We start from the raw sequence: 17,711 nt of genomic DNA, 5'->3' as shown, positions 1-17,711 counted from the left end.
GTCACATCAGTCCTTTCAGGTAGACGAAGCTGAAGATAAAGATCCAGACAACGTCCAGGAAATGCCAGAACAGGGAGAAGATAAAAGCCTTGTTGGCGGTGGCCGGTGTGATGCCGTGGCGCCACAGCTGAATCATGATTCCCGCTCCCCACAGGAAGCCGAAGCTGACGTGGGCACCATGCGTTCCGAGCAGTACGAACAGACTGGAGAGGAAACCGCTGGTTTGCAGGGTCGCACCCTCATGCACGTAAGTGAAGAACTCGTCAATTTCAATGCCGATAAAGCCGAGACCCATAAGCAGCGTGATGGCCATGAAGACCATCATCGCTTTCTTATAGCCATGCCGCATGGCATGGATAGCCAGGCCGATCGTGAAGGAGCTCGACAGCAGCAGGAAGGTCTCGATCAGCACTGGGCCGATTTTGAACAGCTCGCTGGCGCTCGGACCGCTGGCAAAGCGGTTAACCATTACGAAATATACTGTAAACAATGTAGCGAAGAGAGGGATTTCAGCTCCGAGAAAGACCCAGAAGCCGAAGATCTTGTTACTGTTCTCTTCCGTTGAATATTCGAGCGGCTTGGACGCATCTATTTTCATACAGTCTCACCCCGCTTCAATTTCTTTTCTGTAGCGATAACCTCTTCAGCCGAAATATAGTAGCCGTGATCCCGGTCGAAGGACATGAAGGCCAGCATGACAATGACACCGATACCTGAGAGGATGGCCGGAATCCATAAGCTGAATACCAGGGAGAATCCCAGGATGAAGAAGATCACGCCCAGAATGAACGGCTTGCCGGTATTGCTAGGCATATGGATCTTGGTGATTTTTTTGTCATCATAGAGCGGGATATTGTCCTGCTTCGCGGACCACAAGGCATCACGGGTCTGCACAGTAGGGACAATTGCGAAGTTGTAGATCGGCATCGGGCTATGCGTAGCCCATTCGAGTGTCCGTCCATCCCATGGATCACTTGTTGTGTCTCTAGGCATATAACGTGTGCTCCAGTAAATATTGTAGACCAGCAGCAGGAACCCGATAGCCAGCCCGACTGCCCCTACGAAGGACAGCATGTTCAGCGGGCCAAAGCCTGATTCCTCGGAATAGGTATACGTCCGGCGTGTCATTCCCATCAGACCCAGGAAGAACAGCGGGAAGAAGGTTACGTTGAAGGAAATCACGATCCACCAGAAGGAATGCTTACCGAGCCGTTCATTCAGGCGGAAGCCGAACACTTTAGGGAACCAGTAATGGAACCCGGCGATGACGGCGAACACGGCACCCGGAATGAGCACATAGTGGAAATGCGCCACCAGGAACATCGTGTTGTGATACTGGTAATCGGCACTGGCCATTGCGAGCATGACACCCGTTACCCCGCCGATGGTGAAAATCGGAATAAAGGCGAGCGTATACAGCATTGGCGTTGTGAAGGTAATCCTGCCTTTTCGCAGGGTGAACAGCCAGTTGAATATTTTAACCCCTGTAGGTACGGCAATAGCCATCGTGGTAATTGAGAAGAAGCTGTTGACCATGGCGCCTTGACCCATCGTATAGAAATGGTGAGCCCATACGAGGAAGGACAGGAGCGAGATAATCAGCATACTGAATACCATTGAGGTATAGCCATACAGGTTCTTTTTGGAGAAGGTGGCGATAATTTCGCTATAAATACCGAAGGCCGGCAGAATAACGATATAGACCTCCGGATGACCCCATACCCAGAACAGATTGGCCCAGAGCATATCCATCCCGCCGTTGGCCATCGTGAAGAACTGGGAGCCGAACAGGCGGTCGAACATCATCAGCGCAAGCGCGACAGTAAGTACCGGGAAGGCGAAGACGATAATGACGTTGGTGATGAGTACGGACCAGGTGAACATCGGCATCTTCATCAGCTTCATGCCCGGTGCGCGCATCTTGAGAATCGTTACGATAAAGTTGACCCCTGTAATCAGCGTCCCGATACCGGAAATCTGCAGAGCCAGAGAGTAGTAGTTGTTACCGACCGTCGGGCTGAATTCGAGACTCGCCAGCGGGAAGTAGGCTGACCATCCGGCATCCGGCGATCCGCCGATAACGAAGGAAATGTTCAGCAGCATGGCCCCCATGAAGAAGAGCCAGAAGCTGACGGCGTTAAGCCGCGGGAACGCGACATCACGCGCACCGATCTGCAGCGGAATGATCACATTCATCAGACCGATGATGAACGGCATGGCCATGAACAGGATCATAATTAGGCCATGCGTGGTAAATACCTCATTGTAATGCTGGGCATCGAGGAATTTCATTTCCGGCGCTGCCGTCTGCAGGCGCATCATCATCGCGTCCACACCGCCGCGGAACAGCATGAGCAGCGCCGCGAGGATATACATGACACCGATTTTTTTGTGATCTACAGTAGTAAGCCATTCACGCCAGAGGTATCCCCATTTCTTGAAATAGGTAAGCCCGACGAGAATCCCGATGGTGGCAAGTGCAATGCTGACCATGGCTCCGTATATCAAGGGTTCGCCGTGAACCTTAAATTTGTCTAAATCCATTAGGGTGGCTCCTTTCAGTGTGTTACGTTAAGCTCTTGCAGAGCTAGTGGCCATCATGAGTCTCGGCATCTACGGGTGAGCTTGGCAGCGGCTGTTCGACTTCCGGATCAGGTTCGCTGTCAAATTCGGTTCCGCTGGACGGCTCAGGAGAAGGGTGGATCTCTTTGTTATCCTGATGCTCTTCACTGCCGTTGTCCATATCCATCTCACTTCCGTCACCACTCATGTGTTCACTGTGGTCTCCAGGGGGAGGACTGAACTCCAAATGGGTCGAGGAATAGGTTTTGCGTCCGAGGAAGTCCGTGGCGAGCAGGCCTTTGAATTCATCCTCTGTAAGCTCTGGCGCGGTTTCCTTGACGTCGTTCACCCATTCGTCATAATCCTTGTTGCTCATAACAAGAGCTTCAAATTCCATGTGGGCAAAGCCTTTACCGCTGAAGTTGGCATTCTTTCCGATATAAGAGCCTTCGGTATCAGCAGAAAGGTGAAGCGTGGTGAGCATGTCGCTCATGGCGTACTTTTGTCCGGCAAGCTGTGGAATCCATAAGCTGGTAATGGTGCCGAATGAGTACATTCTGAATTCAACTGCACGATGCACAGGCATATTCACGTAGTTAACCGTTTCAATGCCTTCCTCCGGATAGCTGAAATGCCACTTCCAGTTGGAGGATGAAGCGTAAATGACCAGCGGTGTCTGATCTTTGTAATCCGCGGCCACGTTCTCAACCTCGGTAGTTGTCTTGACGGTTACAACTGACAAGAAGGCGACGATAATGATCGGGATAATAATCCAGATCGCTTCAAGTACCTTGTTGCCCTCCTCGTGTTCAGGAATATAACCCTCGTTACTCTTCTTCGCCCGGTATTTCACCAGTACAAAGATATATAAGATGTAGACAACTGCCAGAACACCAAGCATTACAACAATGGAGAGAATGATGGTGTCCGATAACGTCCTTGCAGACGGCCCCTTAGGATTCAGAACAGTGAGTGAACTGCATCCCGGCAGGAGAAGGATCAGGCTTAGAAACAAAGCGTATAACGGTCCCTTTTTTTTCATATAGAACTCCTTCCTTCAATACTACTTTTCATTCGCCGTTCATTAACGGGCTTACTACTTAACCTGTATCTATAGTAAGAACTACTTACCCATAATGCAAAATACATAATTTGTATATTAAGCTAAAAAAGACCTTAAAAATGGCGAACAAGTTAAATATGTGTGATCAAATTGTTACAACTAGTTAAAGGTATGATAAAGATCACTGTAGTGGCGCAGTTTAAGCTAATTTTAAGGTTGTTCAAACTTTGTTCAAAATTGCACAATTGTTATTAATTTTGTCACATTTATTTCGGGTCAAAAACATGTGATTTAACCGCATATTGCTTGCTGTGACAGCATTCGACGCGAATTGTCGTATTTCAGAAAAAAAGCTGGATAATCATTTTCTCATTGCAAAAAGGGTAACAATATTTTAGCTTGCGGTTACAATCTCTCAAATTACGTTATATCTATGTGTGATAAAGTAATAGACAAATATACATAGATTGGAGATTGCTGCTGTGCCCATTAAAAAAATAATGCTGTTATTCTTCTCTTTATTCCTGATTACGGGTCTTGTACAGATCCCTGCTAACGCTGAAGGTAAGACTAATGTACTAAAGCTCGGGATCAACGATAAATTGAGCGGTATAGAAGCCGTGTCTGTAAAAGGCACTTATTATGTCCCGCTGCGTGCGCTGGCCGATGAATTAAAATGGACGCTTACCGGCCTGACCGACGGAGTTCTGGTGTCTGGCGGCTCCGGGTCGCTGACCTTGCAGGGCGATGCCGGCGCTGTACTCAAAGATGGTACAGTGGTGCCTGTGAGCACTTTTTTGCAGGACGGTAAACTTATGGTTCCGCTGAAAGTAAGCGGGTATCTTGGGTATATCATATCCTTTGCGGGGGATAAATATTTACTCCGGGTGAAGGACGGCTCGGCGGGGCTTACGGATGATGCCTTTGTCACCAAGTATGCAGCTGAACTGAAACCTGCGGAGACAGCCCCGGCGGAACCTGAACCATCCGCTGAACCCGGCAAGCCGGGACAAACCGTATATCTTACTTTTGATGACGGCCCGTCGGCGACGACTTCCCAGCTGCTGGATATCTTAAGCAAGTATGAGGTGCAGGCAACCTTCTTCATGCTGGGAAATAACATGAACAAATATCCTTCGCAGGTGAAGCGGATAGTGAAGGAAGACTACGGCCTGGGGCTTCATGGCATGACACACCGCAAGGAGAAATTCTATGCTTCTCCGGCTGCGGCACTGGCAGAGATGTCGGGCGATAATGCTGTCCTCAAGAAGCTGACTGGCGCTACTACAACGCTGATCCGGCCGCCTTACGGAAGCAAGCCGTATTTCACCAAGTCTTTCCGGGATAAGGTGCTGGGTCAGGGCTATCATCTCTGGGACTGGAATGTGGATTCGAATGACTGGAAGTACAAAGAAGACAGTGACAAGATCTATACTACAGTTATGGATCAGGTCCATAAGCTGAAGCAGTCCAAGACCAATCCGGTTATTCTGATGCATGACCAGAAGGCCACGCTCAAGGTGCTGCCGCGTCTGCTGGAGGCGCTTAAGAAGGAAGGCTACACCTTCCAGGTCATTACGAAGGATATGGAGCCGGTGAATTTCTGGAAGGATAAACGGTGATCAGAAGGATTGAATGCAAAAGAGCTAGCTGCGGGGGTTTCCGGCGGCTTGCTCTTTTTTTGCGGCTTGTACCGGGAAATATGGGAACTAACCCTTGCGAAAAAAAGTGTGACGGTGAGTAGGGCTAGGCTGCCAGAGAGCCAAACCGCCAAGCTGGCCAAACCACCAAACCGGCCAACCTAACCGCCAAACCGCAATTGCGAAAATCCTTCGCGAAATACAACAATCGGTGCCGCTGAGGCGTCGATCTGGTTGAAATCTTGCACGAAATACAACAATCGGTAGCGCTGAAGCGTCAATCTGGTTGAAATCTTGCACGAAATACAACAATTGGTGCCGCTGAAGCGTCAATCTGGTGGAAATCCTGCAGAAAGTACAACAATTCTGGATATGGCCCGCCGAATCGCCGGAAATCCTGCATAAAGTACAACAATGCAGGTTCGCGCCGGCTGAATCAGCGGCCAGATGTGTTAGCACGAGAGTGACGGAGGCGCTACTTGTACAGATATTGGACAAGCATATTGACCAGCTCCGACTTCAACCGGTCCACGGCAATCCGCTGCGGGGAGAATGAGATGACATCGACGATGGCGCTCACCGATTCGAACACAACCACGGAAGCCGCCTCGATATCATCGAACTTCATTTCCTCCTCCTGTCCCATCTGCAAATACTTAAGGGTTCTGAGCCGGCCGGTTTCATACTGGGCATCCATCAGCTGTTTGATGACCTCATCGCTGTGATACATGACGCTCAGATCCTTGTGATATCCAATGAATGCCTTATGCGAGAGCAGAAGGGTGTCTATCAGATGCAGAATCAGCTCGGAGCGGCCGATCGTTTCGAAATCAATCTCTGACATTGAAGCATCAATCCTGGCCAGAAGGTCATCGCCGTACATATGGAGAACGTCGATGAATATGGCTCTTTTATCAATAAAATAGGAATAGAAGCTGCCTGTGGATACCCCGGCCGCCGCTGCGATTTCCTTGGTATTGGTCTGATGAAAGCCCTTGTCCGAGAATAGCTTCATTGCCGCCTTGATAATGGCTTCCTTGGTTCTGATACTGCGCTCCTGCTGCGGAGTTCTCACTTTGTCCTCGATTTCACCCATGTCTTAAGGTCCCCCTTATAGTACAAATTCTAGAGGAGCAGTTTTGAGCTGTCAATAAAAGTTGAACCCTGGTTCATTTTTTGTAATTGACAAATGTGAACTTTGGTTCATATAATGCGAATATGAACTTTATTTCATATTTTGAAGGGTGATGGAGATGGGCATTAGAACACGCAGAGCGTTATCTTTTACGGCAATAGTTCTGGGCTTTTTCATGGCGCTGCTGGATACGACGATTATTAATATTGCCCTGCCGGAGATGACGCGTCATTTCGGCGGAAGTGTATCACAAGTCTCCTGGGTGATGAACGGCTATAACCTGGCATTCGCCGTGTTTATACTCACCGCCTCCCGTCTGGCCGATCAATTCGGGCGGAAGAAGGTGTTCCTCATTGGAGTGGCGCTGTTTACGCTGAGCTCCCTGCTGGCAGGTTTCTCTACTTCGCTCGGTATGCTCATTGCACTTAGAGTCATTCAGGGATTGGCCGGTGCGGTGATTGTGCCGGTCACGATTCCGCTCACCACCACAACCTTTCCCAAAGAAATGCACGGTCTGATTATCGGCATCTGGGGTGCCATCTCCGGGGTGGCGGCTGCAAGCGGTCCGGCGCTTGGCGGGATTCTGACTCAGAAGCTGAGCTGGGAATGGATCTTTTTTGTGAATGTGCCGCTTGGGCTGCTGAGTATTGTGCTGACGGCCATATTCATTAAGGAATCACGGGATAACACGGCAGGACGGTCTATAGATTACGGCGGGGTCCTGGGGATCACTGGAGGGATGTTCTTCATTACATATGCTCTGATCAAAGTGCAGGATTACGGCTGGAGCTCACGAATTTTCCTAGCGCTGCTGGCTGCGGGAGTACTGTTTGTGGTGTTCTTTTTTATTACACAGTACAAGGGGAAGGAGCCGATGCTGCCCTTGTCATTGCTGCGGATCAGAGCGTTCAACAGCACATCTGTTTCTATGATCATCTTAGGTGCGGCGCTGATGAATGTTTCGCTGCTGACCTCCTTTTATCTGACCCGGGTGATGGGGGTGTCCGAGCTGAAGGCGGGCCTTGTTCTCTCCATGATGGCAGTCGGCTCCATCGCCAGCTCAGCCATTTCCGGACCGCTGTCTACGAAATATGGCAGCAGCCGGTTTGCCGCAGCAGGTATGGTGTTGATAGGCGGCGCCACCTATTCCATGAGCGGGCTGCACGCCGGCTCTACACTGGGCGCGGTGATGCTCCGGCTCGCACTGGCCGGCCTCGGGGTGGGGCTCTCAATGGCGCCTGTCATGTCTTCGGCGATCCGGGTCGTTCCTGAAGACAAGGTGGGCATAGCTTCGGGGGTAACCAATATGGCAAAGTCGCTGGGAAGTGTGCTCGGCGTGGCGGTTATCGTAACCGTGCTGCAGCATAATACAGCCGGGCAGTTGAGAGCAGCGAGCTCCGCTAACATACGGGTGATACCTGGAGCGGATGTGCAGCAGCAGGCTGCGGCAGATGCTTTCAGCCAGACTTATAAGTTCGCAAGTTACCTGATCCTGCCGGGCATCGCCGCAGCTTTATTCAGTGATGAACGCAGACAGCGGCGGGGCAGCGTTTGATAATTAGCGTGTCGTATCTCTACAGCTGTTTGTCTGTGCCTGGCGGAATCCCTGAAATATTATTTTTCTTATAACAACGCAAATTAACTGTTTTTGAAACTGGACAGTGATTATTTTGTTCACCAGTGTTCCGAATCGTAGCAATAAGTCCCGGCCCCGCATAAATTGGAACAGGACGAGATGCCGGGCAGCGTTCTCTGCGGTCCCCATCCTGTTCAAGTGCCGGGAGGGATGCTTATGCCACGCAGAATTACCAGTACACCCAGACAAGACGGCTACCGTATGCCTGGGGAATTCGAGGCGCATCAGGGGACATGGATGCTCTGGCCGACCCGGACGGACACTTGGCGGCTGGGGGCGAAGCCGGCGCAGGCTGCTTTTGCCAGAGTGGCGGCAGCGATTGCGGAGTTCGAACCTGTAACGATTGGCACCATCAGTGCACAATATGAGCATGTCCGGGCACTTGTGCCACCGCAGGTACGTGTGGTGGAGATCTCCTCGAACGATGCGTGGATGCGGGATATCGGCCCGACCTTTGTAGCGAACAGCAGCGGCGGGGTACGGGGAATTGACTGGGGGTTCAACGCCTGGGGCGGACTGGACGGAGGGCTGTATTTTCCCTGGGACCAGGATCTGCTGGTGAAGCGGAAGGTGCTGGAGATCGAGAAGCTGGACTATTATGACCTGCGGCATTTCATCCTTGAGGGCGGAGCTGTTCACGTGGATGGAGAAGGTACGCTGATAACGACTGAGCAGTGTCTGCTGAATAAGAACCGCAACCCTCATCTGTCCAAAAGGCAGATCGGGGGTTATTTGCGCGACACGCTGAACGTAGACAAGATTATCTGGCTGCCCAGAGGGATGAGCGATGATGAGACGGACGGGCATATTGATGAGGTGGCCGCTTTTGTGAAGCCGGGCGTAGTGGTGATGAGCTGGACGGACGACCGGGAAGATCCGCAATATGAGGTGCTGCACGAAGCCTATTCACGGCTCATCCGGCAGAAGGATGCCCGCGGGCGCAAGCTGGAGGTTCACCGGCTGCACATCCCGGAGCGGCTGATCATTACAGATGAAGAGGCGGGATGGATCGACCCGGCCAGCGGCAGCTACAGCCGTGCCTCCGGCACAACATTCGCTGCGACTTATGTGAATTTCTATATCTGCAATGGCGGAGTGGTAATGCCGGCATTCGGAGACAGGCGGGACGGGGAGGCGCTGGAGACACTCCAGCGGATATTCGCAGACCGCAAGGTGGTGCAGGTTAATACCCGCGAGATCGCCTTGGGCGGCGGGAATATCCACTGTATTACCCAGCAGCAGCCCCGGGGCTGGTAGTGTTGCGCTTGCACCTGCATCGGGCTCGAAACGGGCCGGCATATCGTTTAACCCGGGTCCTTTTGTGGCCCGGGTTCTTTTTGTGCATGGAGTGAAACGGTTTACCCGGCCGACTCGCTGGAAAAGCGCTGGTTAAGGTTCTATCTATGCTTGTATGTTAATGATTGACATATAACTGCAACTGTATTAATAATAGTAGTACAGTTAATACACCTTGACACCCTGTGAAACATCATATGAAAGGAGGACTGTCATGTTCGAACTCGATGTACGCAGCCGCAAGCCGATCTATGAACAGCTGACCGATAAGGTCAAAGAGATGATTATGCATGGTATTCTGCAGGCGGATGAACAGCTGCCTTCGGTAAGGGCTTTATCCTCGCAGCTCACGGTGAACCCCAATACGATCCAGAAAGCTTACAGGGAGCTGGAGCGGGAGGGCTACATCTATTCCCTGCAGGGCAAAGGCAATTTCGTGGCCCGCCAGCAGCAGGCACGCAATGAGAGTAAACGGGCAGAGCTGAAGGAAGAGCTGCTGCGGCTGATGGCGGAGGCAGTCTACCTCGGATTCACCGAAAGCGAGATGAGTGCGCTGTACCGCCAGGCGCTGGAAAAGAGAAGAGAGGAGAACAGCCATGATTGAGATACGCGGAGTGAGCAAGATTTTCCAGGAAGAGAAGGCTGTTGAAGACATTTCGCTGACTGTACATAAAGGGGCCATATACGGCTTGCTGGGCTCCAATGGAGCCGGTAAAACAACGCTGCTTAAGACGCTCGCCGGCATCTATCGTCCTGAAACAGGGAGTGTCAAGATAGACGGCCAGCCGGTGTTCGAAGCTCCTGAGGTGAAGCGCAGACTGATCTTCATGCCGGACAGTCCATATTTCTTCCCGCAGGCAACTATCAGAAGTATGGCGGCATTCTATCGTTCCATCTATCCGGAATGGAGCCAGAAGAGATACGAGGAGCTCGGGACGGCGTTCCGGCTGGATACCCGGCGCAAGCTCAGCCGTTTCTCCAAAGGAATGCAGCGCCAAGCCGCCTTCTGGCTGGCCCTCAGCTGCAAGCCGGATGTGCTGATTATGGACGAGCCGATCGACGGGCTGGACCCGGTCATGCGCAGGCAGATCAAGAATCTGCTGTTCCAGGAGGTGGCCGAGCGGGAGCTTACCGTGCTGATCTCCTCGCATAACCTGCGGGAAATCGAAGATCTATGCGACCATGTCGGTATTATGCATGAAGGCCGGATGCTGGTCGAGAAGGATCTGGATGATCTGAAGGCGGACACGCATAAGATCCAGGTGGCTTTCCGCGATGAACGCCATGCGGCGGCGCTGGAGGCCAAGCTGCAGATTCTCCACCAGGAGCAGCGGGGAAGTGTCAGCCTGTATATTGTAAAAGGCGACCGGGAGCGGATCGCCCAGGCTTTTCATGTCTACGAGCCGTATGTGTTCGATCTGCTGCCGCTGACACTGGAGGAAATCTTTATTTATGAAATGGGGGATGCCGGTTATGACGCGCAGCCGATACTTCTTTAACAGCAGCATTATCCGCCAGAACCTGCGCCAGCACGGCTGGATCGGAATTCTATATACACTGGTACTGCTATTCGTATTCCCGTTGCAGATACTCATGAACGGCTATCGTTTTACGGAGCCGATGGAGATACCGCAGCTTTTTAACATTGGGATCGATATTGCACCTTTTCTTGTTGCATTTCCTGTTGGAGCCGGCTTATTCCTGTTCCGTTATCTGCAGTCCAAAATGCCTTCCGACCTGTGGCACAGCCTGCCGCTGCGGCGCTCGCATCTGCTGGCTTCCCATACGCTGAGCGGTTTGCTCCTGCTGCTTCCGCCAGTCTGGATTACAGCTGCGGTTGGAGCTATCATCCGCCCGCTGGATGGCATCATGTATATCTACAACGCAGCCGATGTCTGGGAATGGTGCCTGACCGTCAGCCTGCTGACGCTGTTTCTATTTGTGTTCACTGTATTTGTAGGCATTTGCACGGGACAGACCATTCTCCAGGGAATACTGGTCTTCATTCTGCTGATTCTTCCCGCTGCACTCCTGCAATTCATCGACCTGCATTTGAACAGATATCTCTACGGGTATCCGGAATGGTCCGGTTTGCAGAATATCCTGAATAACTGGGCACCGCTTCTGCGTATTATGGACCTGTCCGTTGAGACTTTAACTAATGTGGAAACGTGGGTATATGCCATTCTATCCGCTGTGTTCATGGCGCTGTCCTTCCTGCTGTACCGTAAACGCCACGGGGAAAAAGCCGGTCAGGCTCTGGCCTTCTCCTACTTCAATCCGCTGTTCAAAGCCGGTGTGATGCTGTGCAGTATGCTGCTGGCCAGCCTTTACTTCGGTACCGGGCGGAATCAGCTTGGCTGGATCATCGGCAGTGTTTTTATCGGAGGGCTGGTTGGTTACATTGTAGTAGAGATGATTATCCGTAAAACCTGGCATATTATGACCCGCAGGCTGCCGCTTGAATTCGCGGTGTACAGCGTGCTGCTGGGTCTGCTGCTCTACATTCCCGTGTCAGGGTTAACCGGGTATGAGGACAGGGTGCCACAGGTTGATAAAGTGACTGCGGTATATGCCGGAGGGAACTACCGTGAATTAACGCAAGATCCGCAAGGGATCAATACCTGGAAGGAACCGGAGGAGAATATTTACTCGACAGACCAGGAGTACATCAAAGCTGTTACCGCGATGCATCAAGCAGTTGTTACTTCCAGGCCGAATCCCCGGAATACCCCGCGGTACGATTATACCGGGACCCGGGAGTTTACTCTGGCGTACAAGCTGGAGAGCGGGCGGAAGCTCGTACGGACCTATATTGTTCCGGCAAAGGGGTTCGAGCCGGAACTGAAGGCTGTTATGGAGAAAGAGGATTTCAAGCGTGAGAAGTATTATCTGGCCCAGCTGGATCAGGAGATGGAGAGCTTCAGGCTGAGCTATCTGGATAAAGTGTACAGCATCTCCGAACCGCAGGATGTACAGGAATTTAATGAAATCCTGAAGCGTGAGCTGCTGAACAGGACTTATGAAGATCAGGTTAGCGACCTGCGTGCGCTGGCTTCAATCCAATACGTTGTTAAGCAGAATTCAAACAAGAATCAGATCTTTTATTCGTACGAATGGTATCCGTCCTACCGTGAAATGACGGCCTGGCTGCAACAGAAGGGCTATGCCGATAAAATCAAGTACACAGCGCAGGAGGTACTGTCCGCTGAGATGTTCAAGGATGAACACCAAAGCGAAATTCCTGCTTCCCAGATGTACGATCTAGAGAAGCGGCTGCAATTAGCCCGCAGTGAGAAGCGGTCAGCTGTGATTACAGATCCGACGCAGATCGACAGTATACTGGAGCGCCAGCGCGCCTTCACCCGGCAGGGGGACAAGTATATAGTGAAGATAGAGTACAAAGGCGGGGCGATTAATTATGTATCGCTGGATGAGCGGGATATGTCGCCGGTGCTTAAGGCTCTTCTTCCTTAGGATCATTATAGTAATTCCCAGTCTATAGTTACAGTGATGCCCCCGCTCCCGGTGTATATGCCCTCCGGTCCGGGGGCATTTCGTGTCTTAATCCGTCTGCTTGGGTTATGCTTATATATAGCTAATATAAAGCAGGAATTATGCGTTCGCATGGAATCAACAGGGTAAGGAGGGAAGTTTAATGGAAGAGGTACCGGATCATCTGGATCATGGATTGCAGATCGTCTTCATAGGCTTTAACCCCAGCATCCGATCAGGAGAGCTGGGCCATCATTACGCCAATCCGCGCAATAACTTCTGGCGCATCCTGCATAAGTCCGGTCTGACGCCGCGGCTGTATGATGCCTCGGAGGACGGCGAATTGCTGAAGCTGGGCTACGGGTTCACTAACATTGTCGCCCGCCCCACGGTAGGCGCTGAAGATATTACCCGGGAGGAATACACGCAGGGCCGGGAGCTGCTCCGGGCCAAGCTGGAGCAATACCGTCCAGAGATCGCCTGCTTTGTCGGCAAAGGCGTATACACGGAATTCAGCCGCAGAACCAAAGCGGACTGGGGATTTCAGGAGGGTGTGACTCCGGTGGTGGATGGAGTGCGGGAGTTTGTCGCGCCTTCGTCCAGCGGACTCGTCCGTATGCCAATGCCGGAGATCGTGGATATTTACCGGCGTCTGCATGATTTTACGGAAGAGAAAGAGACTTGAGGCAAGGGCCGCCATATACTTGATTCGTAGTTTCCGCAGAATGGGGACTTCTAAGGAAGCCCTGTAGACCTGAAAGTTGTACGTTGTGCAACTTTGATTCATTGAGAGCAAGGTATTCAGGCGGATTGTTGTATGAAATACAAGAATAATCCTGCTAAGCCGCTTGAGAAAGGCTAAATCATGCCTTTTGTACAACAATGCTGGATTTAGGCTGATAGGATGAAGAGAATGTTGTATTATGGGCAGGATTTTATAAAAAGTCACCAGATCTTTGCCCCGGAAAGCGGATAAGCGGATTAATCGAACAATTGCAGTGAACTGCACATCAAACAAAAGCCCCCTCAGCTCAAAGGCTCAAGGGGGCTTACATAGTTAGATCTGAATCAGCAGCAGAATAATCGATGATAACGACAGGCAGACGCTGACCAGATACAGCACAGCAACGACCTGTTTCTGGTTCAGGCCGGCTTTGAGCAGGCGGTAATGAACCTGGGTGGCGTCGGCCTGATAGATGGCCTGACCCTTGAGGAACCTTTTGACGACAACAAAAATATTATCGAAGATCGGCACGCCGAGCGCAAGAATCGGAATGCACAGCGACAGCACCGTTGCCTGCTTGAAGGCACCGTCGAGCGCAATCACGGCCAGAATGAAGCCGAGGAAGGTGGCGCCGGCGTCACCCATGAAGATTTTGGCGGGAGCCTTGTTGTAGCGCAGATACGCGACTGTGACCCCGATTAGCGACATCGCCATGATGGCCGACGAAGATTGTCCCATGGTAATGGCGACTACGAACAGGGTTACTGCCGAGATCGCCGTCAGTCCTCCGGCCAGGCCATCCATGCCGTCAGAGAAATTAATCACCGTGGTGACGCCGAAGATCCAGATAATCGTCAGCAGGAACTGCAGAATGAACGGCAGTGAGATATAATCTCCTGAGAAGGGATTGATGAATCCCGTGAAGGCATTGCCTGAGAAAAAGACGAGAATCGCTGCGGCGATCTGAACAATGAATTTCGGAAGCGCCGGGAAGTCCTTGCCTTTGGTTTTGTACCAGTCATCAATGGTTCCTATAGTCAGCAGCAGCACGCCACCGATGAACAGGGCCAGCGTCTCCAGTGAGAAGTCCCGGGCAAACAGCAGATATGTAATAAAGAAGCCTACGAATATGGCATAGCTGGCCGTGAGCGGAATCGGCTCCCTATGTATTTTGCGTTCTACATCTTCTCTGGGCCTGTCCACAAAATCAAGGCGGAAAGCGAGCTTACCAAGAGGGGGAATCAGCAGATAAACGATAAAAAATGACACGAGAAACGCTAAAACGTATAAAATGACAATCACCCCGTTGATTTATTTAGGCTGGTCTGTGTAAATTATATCGCAGAAGGTTATACGTTGTCGAACCGGCAAACGAGATGGAGGGAAATATTGAAAGATGAAATACGAAGTGATTTTATTTGATGCCGATGATACGCTGTTTGATTACGGGATGGCGGAGAGCCATGCCTTGTACCACGCCTTTGCCCATTTCGGGCTGCCGACAGGGGCAGAGGACTATGCGGCCAGCTACAAAGCAATTAACCATTCACTGTGGAAGGACTTCGAACAGGGACAGATTACCTCTGCTGCACTGCGAGTGGAACGGTTCAACCGGCTGTTTGCCGCGCATAGTCTTGAGCTTAAGCCGGATGAATTCAGCGAAGCTTATCTGCGGTTCCTCGGCGAGGGCACGTTCCTGATTCAAGGGGCGGTAGAGCTGTGCGGAGAGCTTGCCGGATGCAGGCTGGCCATTATTACCAACGGAATCAAGGATGTGCAGCAATCCAGAATCAAGGGTTCGCCGCTGAGCGAGGTGTTCGAGGCGATTATTATCTCTGAGGAGACCGGGTATCAGAAGCCGGAGACGGGGATTTTTGATTATGCTTTTGAGCGGCTTGGTATTTCTGATAAAAGTAAGGTGCTGATTGTCGGTGACTCCCTGACCTCGGATATTCAGGGCGGGATCAATTATGGCATCGATACCTGCTGGTTCAATCCGCTGGAGAAGCCGGGAGATCCGGGTGTGCTGCCTACCTATGAAATCCGCAGTTTAGATCAGCTGCTGGAGATTGTGCGCTAGGGTGAGGTTTATGTCAGTCGGGTGAAGCGGAGCGCTAATCCGGCTTGAACTTGGCTTCCGGGAGGTTGAAAGATTCTCCCCTGTGTTAAATATATAAGGACGCTATATTCGTCCTATATTGATAACAACACACGGGAGAGGATTACTATGAATAAAAAATGGCTGATTGCCGCCGTTGTCACCGGACTTACGGTAACCGGCTCGGCAGGAGTCTATGCAGGCACCAAGCTGCAGCAGATCAAAGCCTATCTCAACCACAGTCTCGGGATTGTGGTGGATGGCACTCCGTACTGGCTGAAGGACGGCAACGGCAAAACTCTAACGCCAATCACCTACGAAGGCACCACTTACCTGCCCATCCGTTCGATCGCGGATGCGCTGGATGTGCCGATAACTTATGATGCCGCGAATTATAAAGTGCGGATCGGTACCGGCAGCGAGGTTGCCCCTTCACCGGGAACCTCCGCCGGCGGCGGGACTACAGCTCCGGTAGAGGGTACTGCCCGGCCGGTTAATCTGCCGAAGGATTTCCCGATTCCGGCCGATGCCCTGATTGCGACTACCCTTGATACGGATGCTAACGGTGTGAAAAAGGTAGCCTTCAGCTACTCCACGCAGGAAACGCTGGACATGATGGGATTCGTATACAGTGAATATGTACGGATTAAGCGGCTTGATAATGCCTCTGAGACCGTATCCGCCAGCACGGTCAAAATTACCGGCAGACTCGGCGGTACGAGTCCGGTATCGATCACTGGTAAAGCTTCGACTGCCCGGCCGGGCTTCAATATCTTCACCGTTACCTGGTCAGAGAGCTGACGGAGTAAGTATTGCGTCATACAGCCGTATACAGACTCAAAACTCCGGACCGCTTGTCGGCCCGGAGTTTTTGCTGGGATGCTGCAGATTCAGGAGGTGCCTGGTACACGGACTTCTGCACTCGGAGACCCTGATTGTCCACTGTCCGTGGGTCCTCTAAGAAGGATAGATGCTGTGTCCGCCAGCCGGGCAGAAGCCTTAAGCCTGCTGCCGGGTATCCAGCGGCTTCAAATGGGCTTCGATCTGTTCACGTTTCGACTCCAGGAACGGCGGCAGGGCCAGTGATTCCCCGAGATGCTCCACCTCTTCATCGGTGGCGAAGCCCGGACCATCCGTAGCCAGCTCGAACAGGATTCCATTAGGCTCGCGGAAGTACAGTGAGCGGAAGTAGAAGCGGTCGACGAATCCGGAATTGGGCAGCTGTACGGTGCGGATACGTTCGATCCACAGCTTGAGCTCTTCTTCGTTATCCACGCGGAAGGCGACATGGTGTACACCGCCCCGTCCGAGGCGCTCCTGCGGCAGATCCTTGCGTTCCTCCAGATGAATCTCCGTGCCGGACCCGCCTTCTCCGGTCTCGAACACGATGACATCCGGCTGTCCGGTTGCCGGCGAAGGATAAGTGCCCGCGCGGCGGAAGCCGAGCAGATCTTCCAGAATCAGTGCCGTATGTTCGGCAGTCTCCACTGTGAGATGTGCCGGGCCCAGTCCAACAATGGCATATTCCGCGGGTACGGGGCTCTTGTCCCAGGGCTTGCCGCCGGCCATGCCCTGATTATGCTCATCCGAGACGAGGATGAGGCGCTGTCCCTCGTGGTCGGTGAAGGCCAGCGTCTTGCGGCCGCCGCGTTCGGTAATCTCATCGTGCTCTACACCAAACACCGTGAACCGCTGGGTCCAGAAGAGCAGCGCATCATCACTTGGTACACGGAGTGAAAGTGCAGAGATGCTGTTGTTGCCGTCGCGGTTGCGTCCGGCGTTCGGCAGCTCGAAGAAGGTGAGCTCCGTGCCCGGATTCCCGGTCTCATCACCATAGAACAGGTGGTAGACAGAGACATCATCCTGGTTTACTGTTTTTTTGATCAGGCGGAGTCCGAGCACTTCTGTATAGAATTTGTAGTTCTCCGGTGCTTTGGCTGTAATGGCGGATACATGATGAAGCCCTTTTAATGTTAAACTCATGGGAAGACCTCCTAATAAAGTTATGCCGCTGCGAAAGCAGCAACTATAGTTTGTGACCTTAAGCGGATATATTTGAACG

General features: G+C 52.0%; 15 protein-coding genes. 9 read left to right on the top strand and 6 right to left on the bottom strand.

The features are described 5' to 3' along the window. Position 1: 1 nt before the first annotated feature. The 3 genes from qoxC to qoxA are packed head-to-tail and all read right to left on the bottom strand — an operon-like array spanning position 2 to position 3,604. The gene (gene qoxC, locus GC101_RS31815) at positions 2 to 598 is read right to left on the bottom strand and encodes a cytochrome aa3 quinol oxidase subunit III (protein ID WP_042133881.1); all 597 of its coding nucleotides are present in this window, start codon (positions 596 to 598) and stop codon (positions 2 to 4) included. Then, a complete protein-coding gene (gene qoxB, locus GC101_RS31810) occupies positions 595 to 2,544 on the bottom strand; it encodes a cytochrome aa3 quinol oxidase subunit I (RefSeq protein ID WP_171720564.1) in 1,950 nt (649 codons plus the stop codon). Before qoxB ends, qoxC begins: the two co-directional genes overlap by 4 nt. 43 nt (positions 2,545 to 2,587) lie before the next feature. Continuing rightward, positions 2,588 to 3,604, bottom strand: a complete 1,017-nt coding sequence (gene qoxA, locus GC101_RS31805) for a cytochrome aa3 quinol oxidase subunit II (RefSeq protein ID WP_171720563.1) — start codon at positions 3,602 to 3,604, stop codon at positions 2,588 to 2,590. A 503-nt stretch (positions 3,605 to 4,107) separates the two neighbouring features. Here qoxA and GC101_RS31800 point away from each other — a divergent pair. After that, positions 4,108 to 5,247 carry a polysaccharide deacetylase family protein gene (locus GC101_RS31800; protein WP_171720562.1) on the top strand — a complete coding sequence of 380 codons (1,140 nt, stop codon included), beginning with the start codon at positions 4,108 to 4,110 and terminating at the stop codon, positions 5,245 to 5,247. A gap of 493 nt (positions 5,248 to 5,740) precedes the next feature. On the opposite strand, the gene GC101_RS31795 is transcribed toward GC101_RS31800, so the two are convergent. Next, positions 5,741 to 6,361: a TetR/AcrR family transcriptional regulator gene (locus GC101_RS31795; RefSeq protein WP_171720561.1), complete on the bottom strand. Its 621-nt coding sequence runs from the start codon at positions 6,359 to 6,361 to the stop codon at positions 5,741 to 5,743. A 157-nt stretch (positions 6,362 to 6,518) separates the two neighbouring features. Here GC101_RS31795 and GC101_RS31790 point away from each other — a divergent pair, with 157 nt between their 5' ends. The 6 genes from GC101_RS31790 to GC101_RS31765 all read left to right on the top strand — a co-directional run bounded on the left by GC101_RS31790 (position 6,519) and on the right by GC101_RS31765 (position 13,512). Continuing rightward, positions 6,519 to 7,955, top strand: a complete 1,437-nt coding sequence (locus GC101_RS31790; protein WP_171720560.1) for an MFS transporter — start codon at positions 6,519 to 6,521, stop codon at positions 7,953 to 7,955. A 237-nt stretch (positions 7,956 to 8,192) separates the two neighbouring features. Further along, a complete protein-coding gene (gene aguA / locus GC101_RS31785; RefSeq protein ID WP_171720559.1) occupies positions 8,193 to 9,293 on the top strand; it encodes an agmatine deiminase in 1,101 nt (366 codons plus the stop codon). A 253-nt stretch (positions 9,294 to 9,546) separates the two neighbouring features. Next, positions 9,547 to 9,936 (top strand): GntR family transcriptional regulator, encoded by a 390-nt coding sequence (locus GC101_RS31780; RefSeq protein WP_171720558.1) that lies wholly within the window; start codon positions 9,547 to 9,549, stop codon positions 9,934 to 9,936. Continuing rightward, positions 9,929 to 10,831, top strand: a complete 903-nt coding sequence (locus GC101_RS31775) for an ABC transporter ATP-binding protein (RefSeq protein WP_171720557.1) — start codon at positions 9,929 to 9,931, stop codon at positions 10,829 to 10,831. Before GC101_RS31780 ends, GC101_RS31775 begins: the two co-directional genes overlap by 8 nt. Further along, positions 10,806 to 12,809, top strand: a complete 2,004-nt coding sequence (locus GC101_RS31770; RefSeq protein ID WP_171720556.1) for a DUF6449 domain-containing protein — start codon at positions 10,806 to 10,808, stop codon at positions 12,807 to 12,809. The genes GC101_RS31775 and GC101_RS31770 overlap by 26 nt, the downstream gene beginning before the upstream one ends. Positions 12,810 to 12,990: 181 nt before the next feature. Continuing rightward, positions 12,991 to 13,512, top strand: a complete 522-nt coding sequence (locus GC101_RS31765; protein ID WP_144026182.1) for a mismatch-specific DNA-glycosylase — start codon at positions 12,991 to 12,993, stop codon at positions 13,510 to 13,512. Positions 13,513 to 13,884: 372 nt separating this feature from the next. Here GC101_RS31765 and GC101_RS31760 read toward each other — a convergent pair whose 3' ends face one another. Next, complete coding sequence (locus GC101_RS31760) at positions 13,885 to 14,844, bottom strand: MraY family glycosyltransferase (RefSeq protein WP_171720677.1); 960 nt, start codon at positions 14,842 to 14,844, stop codon at positions 13,885 to 13,887. A gap of 103 nt (positions 14,845 to 14,947) precedes the next feature. Here GC101_RS31760 and GC101_RS31755 point away from each other — a divergent pair, with 103 nt between their 5' ends. Continuing rightward, positions 14,948 to 15,631 (top strand): YjjG family noncanonical pyrimidine nucleotidase, encoded by a 684-nt coding sequence (locus tag GC101_RS31755; protein WP_171720555.1) that lies wholly within the window; start codon positions 14,948 to 14,950, stop codon positions 15,629 to 15,631. Positions 15,632 to 15,778: 147 nt separating this feature from the next. Further along, positions 15,779 to 16,450, top strand: a complete 672-nt coding sequence (locus GC101_RS31750; RefSeq protein ID WP_171720554.1) for a stalk domain-containing protein — start codon at positions 15,779 to 15,781, stop codon at positions 16,448 to 16,450. Positions 16,451 to 16,648: 198 nt separating this feature from the next. Here the strand turns inward: GC101_RS31750 and GC101_RS31745 are convergent, their stop codons facing one another. Further along, a complete protein-coding gene (locus tag GC101_RS31745; RefSeq protein WP_171720553.1) occupies positions 16,649 to 17,632 on the bottom strand; it encodes a ring-cleaving dioxygenase in 984 nt (327 codons plus the stop codon). Positions 17,633 to 17,711 lie beyond the last annotated feature (79 nt).

This window comes from Paenibacillus phytohabitans (assembly GCF_013141775.1).
Taxonomy (GTDB): Bacteria; Bacillota; Bacilli; order Paenibacillales; family Paenibacillaceae; genus Paenibacillus_AQ; species Paenibacillus_AQ phytohabitans.
Note: the sequence above shows the minus strand (reverse complement) of the source record. Positions and strands in the feature narration are given on the sequence as shown.

Excerpts from the sequence above, each read along its gene's own strand:
- qoxC (WP_042133881.1), bottom strand. The coding sequence starts at position 598 with ATGAAAATAGATGCGTCCAAGCCGCTCGAATATTCAACGGAAGAGAAC.
- qoxB (WP_171720564.1), bottom strand. The coding sequence starts at position 2,544 with ATGGATTTAGACAAATTTAAGGTTCACGGCGAACCCTTGATATACGGA.
- qoxA (WP_171720563.1), bottom strand. The coding sequence starts at position 3,604 with ATGAAAAAAAAGGGACCGTTATACGCTTTGTTTCTAAGCCTGATCCTT.
- GC101_RS31795 (WP_171720561.1), bottom strand. The coding sequence starts at position 6,361 with ATGGGTGAAATCGAGGACAAAGTGAGAACTCCGCAGCAGGAGCGCAGT.
- GC101_RS31790 (WP_171720560.1), top strand. The coding sequence starts at position 6,519 with ATGGGCATTAGAACACGCAGAGCGTTATCTTTTACGGCAATAGTTCTG.
- aguA (WP_171720559.1), top strand. The coding sequence starts at position 8,193 with ATGCCACGCAGAATTACCAGTACACCCAGACAAGACGGCTACCGTATG.
- GC101_RS31780 (WP_171720558.1), top strand. The coding sequence starts at position 9,547 with ATGTTCGAACTCGATGTACGCAGCCGCAAGCCGATCTATGAACAGCTG.
- GC101_RS31775 (WP_171720557.1), top strand. The coding sequence starts at position 9,929 with ATGATTGAGATACGCGGAGTGAGCAAGATTTTCCAGGAAGAGAAGGCT.
- GC101_RS31770 (WP_171720556.1), top strand. The coding sequence starts at position 10,806 with ATGACGCGCAGCCGATACTTCTTTAACAGCAGCATTATCCGCCAGAAC.
- GC101_RS31765 (WP_144026182.1), top strand. The coding sequence starts at position 12,991 with ATGGAAGAGGTACCGGATCATCTGGATCATGGATTGCAGATCGTCTTC.
- GC101_RS31755 (WP_171720555.1), top strand. The coding sequence starts at position 14,948 with ATGAAATACGAAGTGATTTTATTTGATGCCGATGATACGCTGTTTGAT.
- GC101_RS31750 (WP_171720554.1), top strand. The coding sequence starts at position 15,779 with ATGAATAAAAAATGGCTGATTGCCGCCGTTGTCACCGGACTTACGGTA.
- GC101_RS31745 (WP_171720553.1), bottom strand. The coding sequence starts at position 17,632 with ATGAGTTTAACATTAAAAGGGCTTCATCATGTATCCGCCATTACAGCC.